This window comes from Pseudomonas sp. SORT22, assembly GCF_018417635.1.
GTDB lineage: Bacteria > Pseudomonadota > Gammaproteobacteria > Pseudomonadales > Pseudomonadaceae > Aquipseudomonas.
The window spans coordinates 3,423,254-3,435,514 of record NZ_CP071007.1 but is presented as its reverse complement, the minus strand read 5'-3'; the positions used below and the strand labels follow the sequence as shown (position 1 = coordinate 3,435,514).

Sequence of the window (12,261 nt, the reverse complement as noted above, 5' to 3'; positions counted from 1 at the left end):
ATCGGCGAGGTGGTCGAAGGTGCCCATGCCTGGGAGGCTGGCGAGCTGGCCGATGCCTGGACGCACTTTAAATCGGTCGGCCTCAATGTGGCCTTCATCGCCGGGCTGGGCCTTGCCGGCAGGGCCCTCGAGCCGGTTGCGGCCAGCGAAGCGATCAATCGCCTGGTCAAGGTCAGGCTGCCCGATGGTCAATTGCGCTTGTGGCAGCCTGCACTGGGCGACTACGTCCGGGACAGATTGATCGCCGGGCGACTCGGGTCGCCCGGCAATGCATTCAGCGACGACGGAACAGCGGTTGCGGTTCGTCAGTGGCGGCCTGGTAGGTCACCGAGAAGTCCTGCAGGCTCTTCAGCGCTTCGACCGGGTCCTTGTCGGCACGCAGGGCAAAAGCATCGAAGCCGCAACGCTTCATGTAGAACAACTGGTCGCGCAGCACGTCGCCAATGGCGCGCAGCTCGCCGGTGAACTTGTAGCGGTCACGCAGCAGGCGCGCGTTGGAGTAGTTGCGCCCGTCGGTGAAGGCCGGGAAGTTCAGGGCAATGACCTGGAACTGGTTGGCCACTTCGCCGATTTCTTCGGCTTCTTCGTCGGCGTCCAGCCAGACGCCCAGGCCGCCGTCGCGGGCCTTGAGCATATGGCCGTGTTCACGCCACAGCTGCAGCGGCACGATGTAGTCGTCGCAGTTGGTCACTTCGTCGATGTTGAAATCCTTGGGCAGCAGGTGCCAGGTTTCGTCGACGATCTGGTTGTTCTTAATGATTCGCTGCATAGACGCGTTCCTTGAATGGGTCGATGCCAATACGTTGGTAGGTGTCGATGAAGCGCTCGTCTTCGGTGCGTTTTTCAACGTAGACGTCGATCAGCTTCTCGATCACATCCGGCATGTCGTCCTGGGCAAAGGAAGGGCCGAGGATCTTGCCCAGGCTGGCGTCGCGGCTGGCGCTGCCCCCCAGGGAGACCTGGTAGAACTCTTCGCCTTTCTTGTCCACCCCGAGGATGCCGATATGGCCGACGTGGTGGTGACCACAGGCGTTCATGCAGCCGGAGATGTTCAGGTCCAGTTCGCCGATGTCGAACAGGTAGTCGAGGTCGTCGAAACGACGCTGGATGGACTCGGCGATCGGGATCGACTTGGCGTTGGCCAGCGAGCAGAAGTCACCGCCCGGGCAGCAGATGATGTCGGTCAGCAGGCCGATGTTCGGCGTGGCCAAGCCGTTCTCGCGCAGCTCCAGCCACAGGGCATGCAACTGGCTCTGTTCGACGTCGGCAAGAATGATGTTCTGCTCGTGGGAGGTGCGCAGCTGGCCGAAGCTGTAGCGCTCGGCCAGGTCGGCCACGCTATCCAGTTGCTTGTCGGTGAGGTCGCCGGGGGCGACGCCGGTAGGCTTGAGCGACAGGGTCACGGCGACGTAGCCAGGGCGCTTGTGCGCCAGCACGTTGCGCGCGCGCCAGCGGGCAAAGCCTGGGTGCTGCTGTTCGAGCTCGCTGAAGTCGAGGTTGTCCAGCGCCTTGTAGTCCGGGTCGACAAAGTGCTTGGCCACGCGGTGCACTTCGGCCTCGGTCAGGGTGGTGCTGCCGCCGCGCAGGTGGGCCATTTCGGCCTCGACCTTTTCGGCGAACACTTCAGGGGTGAGCGCCTTGACCAGGATCTTGATCCGCGCCTTGTACTTGTTGTCGCGACGGCCGTAGCGGTTGTACACCCGCAGGATCGCGTCCAGGTAACTGAGCAGGTCCTGCCAGGGCAGGAACTCGTTGATGAAGGCGCCGACCACCGGGGTACGGCCCAGGCCGCCACCGACCAGTACGCGAAAGCCCAGCTCGCCGGCTGCGTTGTACACAGGCTCCAGGCCGATATCGTGCACTTCGATGGCCGCGCGGTCGCTGCTCGAGCCGTTGATGGCGATCTTGAACTTGCGCGGCAGGTAGGCGAATTCTGGGTGGAAGGTGGTCCACTGGCGGACGATCTCGCACCAGGGGCGCGGGTCGATCACTTCATCGGCAGCGACACCGGCGAACTGGTCGGTGGTGACGTTGCGCAGGCAGTTGCCGCTGGTCTGGATCGCGTGCATCTGCACGGTGGCAAGCTCGGCCAGGATCTCGGGGATGTCTTCCAGGGCTGGCCAGTTGTACTGCACGTTCTGCCGGGTGCTGATGTGGGCGTAGCCCTTGTCGTAGTCGCGCGCGATCTTCGCCAGCATCCGTGTCTGGCGCGAGGTCAGCTGGCCATAAGGCACGGCGACCCGCAACATCGGGGCAAAACGTTGGATATAGAGGCCATTTTGCAGGCGCAGGGGGCGGAACTCTTCTTCGCTCAGTTCACCGGCCAGGTAGCGGCTGGTCTGATCCCGGAACTGCTTGACGCGGTCCTCGATGATCCGCTGATCGTACTCGTCGTATACGTACATAGGGGTCCTGTTCTCAAGCTGCTTGCAGCTAATCGCGCGCACGGCCGCGCACTCCGGTGCGGAGCCGAGGAAAGATAGCAGTTTGCGTTTATGCGCAAAAGTGAAGTTTTTGCATATGAAAAGAACCATTTGGACTAAGTGAGACTGACTGGCATTTGTCCAATGTGCCACTACGGGCGGTTATAATTGACGGTTTGAATAGCGGGAGCGTCAACGCATGCTCAAGGCCTTGTGCCAAAGCCTTTGCCTGAGCCTGCCACTGGTGGCCGGTGCGCAGGCGGCTTCAGTGGTGTTTCTCAATCCGGGCTATTCCAACGAGACTTTCTGGGTCAGTTATTCGCGTTTCATGCAGGCTGCCGCCGACGATCTGGGCCTGCAGTTGCGTATCCAGTACAGCGAGCGCCGGCCGGAGCTGGCGCTGACCCAGGCCCGTGAAGTGCTCGAAGGCCGTCAGCGCCCCGATTACCTGGTGCTGGTGAACGAGCAGTACATTGCCCCGGAGATCATCCGCCTGTCCCGCGACAGCGGGGTAAAGCTGTTCCTGGTCAATAACGGCCTGACACCGAATCAGGTCGAGCTGATTGCCAGCCACCCGGACAAATACCCGCCCTTGCTCGCCACCCTGGTGGGCAATGACGAGCAGGCCGGCTACCAGATGCTCAAAACCCTGATTGCCCTGCGTGCCCGCCCGGGGGTGACCCGGCCGCTGGAGCTGCTGGCGTTTTCCGGGCTCAAGACCACCCCGGCCTCGCAGTTGCGCGAGCAGGGCATGCGCCGCGCCCTGGCCGAGCACCCCGAGGTGCGCCTGCGCCAGGTGGTGTATGGCGGCTGGGGCCGCGAGCGTGCCTACGAACAGGCCCGCCAGCTGTTACAGCGCTACCCGAAGGTCGAGCTGGTGTGGTCGGCCAACGACGAAATGGCCTTTGGCGCCATGCAGGCGCTGGAGGAAGCTGGGCGCGTGCCGGGCAAGGATGTGCTGCTGAGCGCCGTCAACAGCTCGCCGGCGGCGTTGCAGGCGCGCATCGACGGGCGCCTGAGCGTGCTCATGGGCGGGCACTTTTCCCTCGGCGGCTGGGCCATGGTGTTACTGCACGATGATGCGCTGAAACTGCCAATCGACCGAGATGGCCGGCGCGATTACCAGGTGCCGGTGCTGCAGATGATCGACCCGCAACGGGCCCGGCGCTGGCTGAACCTGCAGGATCAAGCCGACTACGGCCTGGATTTCAACCGTTTCAGCGCTCAGGGCCATGCGCCGGATTACCGCTACCCGTTTCTCAACGCCCCGGTCGAATATTGAAATACCCCTGCTTGAGCAATGGCCATTGCTGAACTTAACTGCTACGGGTGACATGCATTCCCATAAACACTACAAGAGGCGATGCAATGGGAAATTCGACCAAAGCGGGTAAGCCTGACAGCAGTGTCGATGCCTGGGCGATACTCTGTCTGATCATCCTCGTGGTAGTGACCGCCGTGTACTGGGTCAGCCACCAGTGACATCACCCGATGGGTAACAGTGAACCGCCCGCAGAATGGACATCTGCGGGCGGACTGCTTTTCAGCGGGCGGTCAGGTGCATGGCCAGTTGCACCAGCCCGATCAATACCAGAATGAACAGCAAGGTGAACACGGTGCCCAGCGCGATGAAGTGGCTGGCCTTGCCGTGGTTGAAGTCGCGGGCGCGGTTCTTGCCGCTTTGCACCCCGAAGGCCGCTGCCAGGATGCTTTGCAGCATCTGCCAGAAGGTCGGGGGTTTGCCTTGGGCGGGTTCGTCCATGAGGGGCTCCTGGTTAAAAGGCATCCCCTCTCAGTGTAGACGGAAGCTGCAAGCTATGAGCCTCAAGCTACAAGAGGCTGATGCGCCTTCTTGCAGCTTGTAGCTTGAAGCTTGCAGCTTCAGTTGTCATAACCAAGGTTAGGCGCCAGCCAGCGCTCGCTCACGCTCAGCTTCTGGCCTTTGCGCGCGGTGTAGCTCTGCACCTGGTCCTTGTCGACCTTGCCGACGGCAAAGTACTGCGCCTGCGGGTGGGCGAAATACCAGCCGCTGACCGCCGCCGCCGGGAACATGGCGAAGTGCTCGGTGAGGAACACGCCGCTGGGCCCGGTTTCGCCGATGGCGGTGCCGTCGAGCAGGCGGAACAGGGTTTCCTTCTCGGTGTGGTCCGGGCAGGCCGGGTAGCCCGGGGCAGGGCGGATACCCGAGTACTGCTCCTTGATCAGCGCCTCGTTGTCCAGGTGCTCGTCCTTGGCGTAACCCCAGTAGTCTTTGCGCACCTGTTCATGCAGCCATTCGGCGCAGGCCTCGGCCAGGCGGTCGGCGAGGGCCTTGACCATGATCGAGTTGTAGTCGTCGCCCTTGTCCTGGTACGCCTTGGCCACTTCCTCGGCGCCGATGCCGGCGGTGGTGATGAAACCGCCGACGTAATCGGTGATGCCGGTGTCTTTGGGTGCGACGAAGTCGGCCAGGGAGAAGTTCGGCTTGTTGTCCGGCTTGATGGTCTGCTGGCGCAGGTGGTGCAGCTGCGCCAGTGGCTGACCATCGGCGCCATAGACTTCGATGTCGTCATGGTTGACCTGGTTGGCCGGCCAGAAACCGAACACCGCGCGGGCGCTGATCAGCTTTTCGTCGATCAGCTTGGCGAGCATTTCCTGGGCATCCTTGAACAGCGCGGTCGCGGCTTCGCCGACCACTTCGTCAGTGAGGATGCGCGGGTACTTGCCGGCCAGGTCCCAGGAGATGAAGAACGGCGTCCAGTCGATGTACTCGGCCAGTACCTTGAGGTCGATGTTCTCCAGTACCTTGACGCCGGTGAAGCTCGGCACCACCGGCTGGTAACCGGCCCAGTCATACTTGGGCTTGGCGGCGATCGACTGCTCGTAGCTCAGGCGCTCGGTGCGGGCGCTGCGGTTGGCGGTGCGCTCGCGCACCTCGATGTAATCCAGGCGGGTCTTCTCGACGAAGCCTGGCTTGAGTTCCTTGGACAGCAACTGGGTGGCGACACCCACCGCGCGTGAGGCGTCGGTGACGTAGATCACCGCGTCGTTGCTGTACTTGGGCTCGATCTTCACCGCCGTGTGGGCCTTCGAGGTGGTGGCGCCGCCGATCATCAGCGGCAGGTGGAAGTCCTGGCGCTGCATTTCGCGGGCAACATGGACCATCTCGTCCAGCGACGGGGTGATCAAGCCGGACAGGCCGATGATGTCGCATTTTTGCTCGCGGGCGGTCTGCAGGATCTTCTCGGCCGGGACCATGACGCCGAGGTCGACGATGTCATAGCCGTTGCAACCGAGCACCACGCCGACGATGTTCTTGCCGATGTCGTGCACGTCGCCCTTGACCGTGGCCATGAGGATCTTGCCCTTGGCTTCGGGCTTGTCGCCTTTTTCCAGTTCAATGAAGGGAATCAGGTGCGCTACCGCCTGCTTCATTACCCGCGCCGACTTGACCACCTGGGGCAGGAACATCTTGCCGGCGCCAAACAGGTCGCCGACCACGTTCATGCCGCTCATCAGCGGGCCTTCGATCACCTCGATCGGGCGCGCGCATTGCTGGCGGCACTCTTCGGTGTCTTCCACGATAAAGGCGGTGATGCCCTTGACCAGCGCATGTTCCAGGCGCTTGCCAACCGGCAGCGAGCGCCATTCCTCGTTCTCGACTTCCTTGACCGCGCCACCGCCCTTGTAGTCGTCGGCGATCGCCAGCAGGGCGTCGGTGCCTTCCGGGGTGCGGTTGAGCACCACGTCCTCGACCCGCTCGCGCAGCGCCGGCGGGATCTCGTCGTAGATCTCCAGCTGGCCGGCGTTGACGATACCCATGGTCAGGCCGTTCTGGATCGCGTGGTAGAGGAACACCGAGTGGATCGCCTCGCGCACCGGGTTGTTGCCACGGAACGAGAACGACACGTTGGAAACACCGCCCGAGCTCAGGGCGTAGGGCAGGTGGTCGCGGATATAGGCGCAGGCTTCGATGAAGTCGACGGCGTAGTTGTTGTGCTCCTCGATGCCGGTGGCAACGGCGAAGATGTTCGGGTCGAAGATGATGTCTTCGGCCGGAAAGCCCACTTCGTTGACCAGGATGTCGTAGCTGCGCTGGCAGATCTCGCGCTTGCGTGCGGCGGTGTCGGCCTGGCCGACCTCGTCGAAGGCCATCACCACCACGGCGGCGCCGTAGCGCTTGCACAGCTTGGCGTGATGCTTGAAGGCCTCGACGCCTTCCTTCATCGAGATCGAGTTGACGATGCCCTTGCCCTGGATGCACTTGAGGCCGGCTTCGATCACTTCCCACTTGGAGGAGTCGATCATGATCGGTACGCGGGAGATGTCCGGTTCACCGGCGATCAGGTTGAGGAACTTGACCATGGCCGCCTGGGAATCGAGCATCCCTTCGTCCATGTTGATGTCGATCACCTGGGCGCCGGCCTCGACCTGCTGCAGGGCGACTTCCAGCGCTTCGGTGTAGTTCTCTTCGCGGATCAGGCGGGCGAACTTGGCGGAACCGGTGATGTTGGTGCGCTCACCGACGTTGACGAACAACGAGTTGCGGTCGATGGTGAACGGCTCAAGGCCCGACAGCCGGCAGGCCTTGGGGATGTCGGGAATGGCCCGTGGCGGGTACTTGGCGACCGCCTCGGCAATCGCCTGGATATGCCCCGGGGTGGTACCGCAGCAGCCGCCGATGATGTTCAAGAAGCCGCTGGCGGCGAACTCTTCGACCACCACGGCCATTTCGGCCGGGGTTTCGTCGTACTCACCGAAGGCGTTCGGCAGGCCGGCGTTGGGGTGCGCCGAGACATGGGTGCCGGCTTTGCTCGACAGCTCTTCGAGGTAGGGGCGCAGGTCCTTGGCACCGAGGGCGCAGTTCAGGCCCACCGAGATCGGGTTGGCATGGCGCACCGAGTTCCAGAACGCTTCGGTGGTCTGCCCCGACAGGGTACGGCCGGAAGCGTCGGTGATGGTCCCGGAGATCATGATCGGCAATTGGACGCGGTCTTCCTCGAACACCTGCTGCACGGCGAAGATCGCCGCCTTGGCGTTGAGGGTGTCGAAGATGGTCTCGATCAGGATCAGGTCGGCGCCGCCAGCGATCAGGCCGCGGGTCGCCTCAAGGTAGTTTTCTACCAGCAGGTCAAAGGTGACGTTGCGATAGCCCGGGTCGTTGACGTCCGGGGAAATCGAGCAGGTGCGGCTGGTGGGGCCGAGCACGCCGGCAACGAAGCGCGGTTTGTCCGGGGTTTCGAGGGTCTTGGCGTCGGCGACCTGACGGGCGATGCGTGCGCCTTCGAGGTTAAGCTCATAGGCCAGCGACTCCATGCCGTAGTCGGCCTGGGAAATCTGCGTGGCGTTGAAGGTGTTGGTTTCGAGAATGTCGGCGCCGGCGTCCAGGTAGGCCTTCTCGATGGCGGCGATGACGTCGGGGCGCGACAGCAGCAACAGGTCGTTGTTGCCTTTGACATCGCTTGGCCAATCGGCGAAGCGCGTGCCACGATAGTCGTGTTCCTCGAGGCGGTAGCTTTGGATCATAGTACCCATGCCGCCATCGAGAATCAGGATGCGCTCTTTGAGTGCTTGCTGAAGTGCTTGGAAACGAGCGCTGCGGTCAGACATAGGACTACCTGGTCGGGCAAAAACAAAAGTTGCGGAATAATAACAAAGCTGCGCGGTTTTTAGACGTGTTGAAGATTTACATGAATTTCATTCATGTTGGCACGCCGCCAGCACCGGTAGAATCGTGAAGCTATCAATACCCAGGACATTCGGCACATGGTGCATCGCTTTCTTGCCGGCGCTTTCGCTCTGTTCATCAGCGGCGTGGCGTTGGGGCAAGCCCCTCAATCAAGCTCGGCTATTTCGTATACCCGGGACATCCAACCGATCTTCACCGAGAAATGCGTGGCCTGCCACGCCTGCAACGACGCGGCCTGCCAGCTCAACCTGGGCAGTGCCGAGGGCGCCTCGCGCGGTGCCTCCAAGGTGCCGGTGTACCAGGGCGAGCGCAGCAAGGCGGTCGCGCCGACGCGCTTGTTCTACGATGCCACCAGCACCGAAGGCTGGCAGCGCAAGGGCTTTTACTCGGTGCTCGACAACCAGGGCAGCCAGGCCGCGCTGATGGCGCGCATGCTCGAGCTTGGGCACAAGACCCCGCTGACGCCCAACGCCAAGTTGCCCGAGGAGATTGTCCTGGGCCTGAACCGCAACAACATGTGCCCATTGCCCGGTGAGTTCGACGCCTATGCCGGCGCGCACCCGAAAGAGGGCATGCCGCTGGCAGTTACCGGCCTCACCGATGCCCAGTACCAGACCCTGCAGCGCTGGCTGGCGGCCGGTGCGCCGGTGGAGCACGAGCCGATCCAGCCGAGCGCCAGGGAGGCCGCGCAAATTGCCGACTGGGAAGCGTTGCTCAACCGCCCCGGTTCGACCGAAGCGCTGGTCGGGCGCTGGCTGTACGAGCACCTGTTCCTTGCCCACATCCACTTTGTTGGCGGCGAGCAGGGGCATTTCTTCCAGTGGGTACGTTCGCGCAGCCCAAGCGGCCAGCCGATCGACCTGATCGCCACGCGCCGGCCCAACGACCCGCCGGGCACCGACTTCTATTATCGGCTGATGCCGGTGCAGGGCGTGATCGTGCATAAAACCCACATCACCTACCCGATGGGCCCGCAGAAGCTCAAGCGCGTCAAGCAGCTGTTCTACAGCGGCGACTGGCACGCCAATGCGCTGCCTGGCTACGGCCCGCGTCACCGCGCCAACCCGTTCGAGACCTTCGAAGCGATCCCGGCGGTGGCCCGTTACCAGTTCATGCTGGATAACGCCGAATACTTCGTGCGCACCTTCATCCGCGGCCCGGTGTGCCGAGGCCAGATTGCCACCGACGTGATCCGCGATAATTTCTGGACGCTGTTCCAGGAGCCGGCCCACGACCGTTACCTGACCGATGCCGAGTACCGCGGCCAGGCCACGCCGCTGCTGGCGATGCCCGGGCAGATCGACGACGTCGGCAGCATCCTGACCCTCTGGCATGCCTACCGCGACAAGCGCAACGAGTACGAAAAGCTGCGCCGCGAGGCCTATGCCGAAGTGCCGCCGCCGAGCTGGTCGACCCTCTGGGCCGGCAACGACAACGCGCTGCTGACCATCTTCCGTCACTTTGACAGCGCCTCGGTGAGCAAGGGCCTGATCGGTGACCTGCCAAAAACCATCTGGCTGTTCGACTACCCGCTGTTCGAACGCACCTATTACCAGCTGGCGGTCAACTTCGATGTCTATGGCAACGTCTCGCACCAGGCGCAGACGCGGCTGTACTTCGACCTGATCCGCAATGGCGCTGAGGTCAACTTCCTGCGCCTGATGCCGGCCGATGCCCGTGGCGCGATCCTCAGCGACTGGTACCAGAACGGCGGCAAGGTGAAGATGTGGATGGACTATGAGGACATCGACACCGACACCCCGAGCGCACTGAAACTCGACAAGCGCGACCCCAAGCGTGACTTCGGTCTGAAGCTGATCCAGCGCACCGGCAGCCTCAACGCCGCGCCCGACCCGATCAACCGCTGCCAGGGCGCCTATTGCTCGCGGCCGCAAATGAGCGAGGAGTTCCGTGATGTCGAGCAGTCGCTGAGCCGCCTGGTCTCGCGCCCGGCGGCGGGCCTTAAGGTGATCAATCAGTTGCCTGAAGCGACCATGCTGCGCATCGAAGGGCAGGGCGGCCAGCGCCAGGTCTACAGCCTGTTGCGCAACCGCGCGCACAGCAACGTCGCCTTCATGCTCGGTGAGGCCTACCGCTACCAGCCGGGCCTGGACACCCTGACCCTGGTGCCGGGCGTGCTCAGCAGCTACCCCAACTTCATGTTCAACGTTCCGGCCAGCGATGTGCCGGAGTTCGTCGAAGACCTGGAAGCGGCTCGCGACGACACCGCCAGGTTCGAGCGCATCGTCATGCGCTGGGGTGTGCGCCGCAGCCATCCGCAGTTCTGGCAGTACTTCCATGACCTCGACAGCTACATCAAGGAGACCGACGCGGTGGAGTCGGGGGTGCTCGACATGAACCGCTACGAGAACCTGTAAACATGACCGCCGGGAAGGTCGCCTGACCTTTCCCGGCAACCTGTGGTCCGAGCTCTCATGCGGCCCCGGTTCCGGCCGGGGCTTGAGTGGGACTTGAGACGCAGGTAACCGGATGCTGTATTCGCTTCAGGCTTTAAGGGCGCTTGCCGCCTGGGTGGTGGTTTGCCATCACTTCATGCAGATTTTCTTCGACTTCCATGCCAGTGGCCCGATTGGACAGTTCTTGACTGACCGCGGCGCCGTGGGCGTGGATGTGTTCTTCGTCATCAGCGGTCTGGTGATCTACCTCTCGACCCGCGACAAGGCCATGCCGGCCCGTCGCTTTCTGCTCAACCGGGCGCTGCGCATCGTGCCGGCCTACTGGTTCTACACCGCACTGATGGCCTTGCTGCTGGTCGCCGCCAGCCAGTGGATGCCGCACCAGGCCATCGACCTTGAGCATTTTCTTTTGTCGTTGCTGTTCATTCCGGCTGAGAACCCCGGCGGTTACGGCCAGTACCCGACCCTCAATGTCGGCTGGACCCTGAACTACGAGATGTTCTTCTACCTGCTGTTCTCGCTGGTGTTCGTGGTCCGCCAGCAACACCGGCTATTGCTGGTGGCGTTAGCATTGCTGCTGGTCAGCGAGGTGCTGACCCGCGCCGGGCTGCTCAATCACTTCTACCGTAACAATATCGTCTATGAATTTTTGCTCGGTATCGGCATCGGCGTGCTCTACCGGCGCGGCTGGATCGCCCAGGGCCTGTGGCTGCCGCTGGCGATCCTGGCGGCGGCGGGGCTGGCGATCTATCACCTGGATGCCTCGATGCGCTTGCTGCACTGGGGCGTGCCGAGCGCGTTGATTGTTTTCGCCTGCATTGCCCTGGAGCCGTACTTCAAGGGCAACCGCCTGCTCAAGGCGCTGGGCGATTGCTCGTACTCGGTGTACCTGATCCACGTGCTGGTGCTGTATGCCGGCTGGTTTGCAAGCGAGCGCCTGAACCTCAGCCCGTATGCGGTATTTGCCCTGTGCGTACCGTTGATCGCCGGGCTGTCGTGGGCCAGTTATCTGCTGCTGGAAAAGCGTTTGTACCGGCGTATGAGCGCCTGGTTCGAGGCCCGGCGCGGCACGCCAGTGGCGGTAACCCTTTCCTGACAGAATTACTAGGACTTTGTTCGGCGGCCAGGTTGGCGTAAACTGCCGGCAAGTCTGTGAGGAACTTCCATGAGCGCCATAACTATTACCGACGCCGCGCATGATTACCTGGCCGATCTGCTGGAAAAGCAGAACACCCCGGGTATTGGCATTCGCATTTTCATTACCCAACCGGGCACCACCTACGCTGAAACCTGCATTGCCTACTGCAAGCCGGGCGAGGAGAAGCCGGAAGACGAGGCGGTAGGTCTGAAGACCTTCACTGCCTACCTTGACGCGGTCAGCATTCCGTTTCTTGAGGATGCCGTGGTCGACTACGCTACCGACCGCATGGGCGGCCAGCTGACCATCAAGGCACCGAACGCCAAGGTGCCGATGGTCAACGAAGACAGCCCGGTCAACGAGCGCATCAACTACTACCTGCAAACCGAGATCAACCCGGGGCTGGCCAGCCACGGCGGCCAGGTCAGCCTGATCGAAGTGGTCGAGGACGGCATCGCCGTGCTGCAGTTCGGTGGTGGTTGCCAGGGCTGCGGCCAGGCCGACGTGACCTTGAAGGAAGGCATCGAGCGGACCTTGCTCGAGCGCATTCCCGAGCTCAAGGGTGTGCGTGATGTGACTGACCACAGTCAGAAAGAAAACGCTTACTACTAAAGT

At 62.6% G+C, this 12,261-nt stretch carries 8 protein-coding genes; 4 read left to right on the top strand and 4 right to left on the bottom strand.

Features of this window, described 5'->3' with window-relative positions; translation table 11 throughout:
• Window positions 1-274 precede the first annotated feature (274 nt).
• Both JYG36_RS15570 and JYG36_RS15565 read right to left on the bottom strand, forming a co-directional pair.
• On the bottom strand, window positions 275-769 hold the full coding sequence (locus JYG36_RS15570) for a DUF934 domain-containing protein (protein WP_045198582.1): 495 nt from the start codon (window positions 767-769) through the stop codon (window positions 275-277).
• Window positions 753-2,405 carry a nitrite/sulfite reductase gene (locus JYG36_RS15565; RefSeq protein ID WP_093383634.1) on the bottom strand — a complete coding sequence of 551 codons (1,653 nt, stop codon included), beginning with the start codon at window positions 2,403-2,405 and terminating at the stop codon, window positions 753-755. Before JYG36_RS15565 ends, JYG36_RS15570 begins: the two co-directional genes overlap by 17 nt.
• A 217-nt stretch (window positions 2,406-2,622) precedes the next feature.
• On the opposite strand from JYG36_RS15565, the gene JYG36_RS15560 reads away from it, so the two are divergent.
• Window positions 2,623-3,705, top strand: coding sequence for an ABC transporter substrate-binding protein (locus JYG36_RS15560; protein ID WP_045198586.1), 1,083 nt, complete (start codon window positions 2,623-2,625; stop codon window positions 3,703-3,705).
• 261 nt (window positions 3,706-3,966) lie between these two features.
• On the opposite strand, the gene JYG36_RS15555 is transcribed toward JYG36_RS15560, so the two are convergent.
• Window positions 3,967-4,185, bottom strand: a complete 219-nt coding sequence (locus tag JYG36_RS15555) for a DUF2970 domain-containing protein (protein WP_010223692.1) — start codon at window positions 4,183-4,185, stop codon at window positions 3,967-3,969.
• A 119-nt stretch (window positions 4,186-4,304) separates the two neighbouring features.
• A complete protein-coding gene (gene metH, locus JYG36_RS15550) occupies window positions 4,305-8,012 on the bottom strand; it encodes a methionine synthase (RefSeq protein WP_213601507.1) in 3,708 nt (1,235 codons plus the stop codon).
• A gap of 156 nt (window positions 8,013-8,168) precedes the next feature.
• On the opposite strand from metH, the gene JYG36_RS15545 reads away from it, so the two are divergent.
• From JYG36_RS15545 to nfuA, 3 genes are all read left to right on the top strand, one after another.
• A complete protein-coding gene (locus JYG36_RS15545) occupies window positions 8,169-10,469 on the top strand; it encodes a fatty acid cis/trans isomerase (RefSeq protein WP_213601505.1) in 2,301 nt (766 codons plus the stop codon).
• A gap of 112 nt (window positions 10,470-10,581) precedes the next feature.
• Window positions 10,582-11,604 (top strand): acyltransferase family protein, encoded by a 1,023-nt coding sequence (locus JYG36_RS15540; RefSeq protein ID WP_093383619.1) that lies wholly within the window; start codon window positions 10,582-10,584, stop codon window positions 11,602-11,604.
• 69 nt (window positions 11,605-11,673) lie between these two features.
• Window positions 11,674-12,258 carry a Fe-S biogenesis protein NfuA gene (gene nfuA / locus JYG36_RS15535; RefSeq protein WP_045198594.1) on the top strand — a complete coding sequence of 195 codons (585 nt, stop codon included), beginning with the start codon at window positions 11,674-11,676 and terminating at the stop codon, window positions 12,256-12,258.
• The last annotated feature ends 3 nt before the right edge of the window (window positions 12,259-12,261 follow it).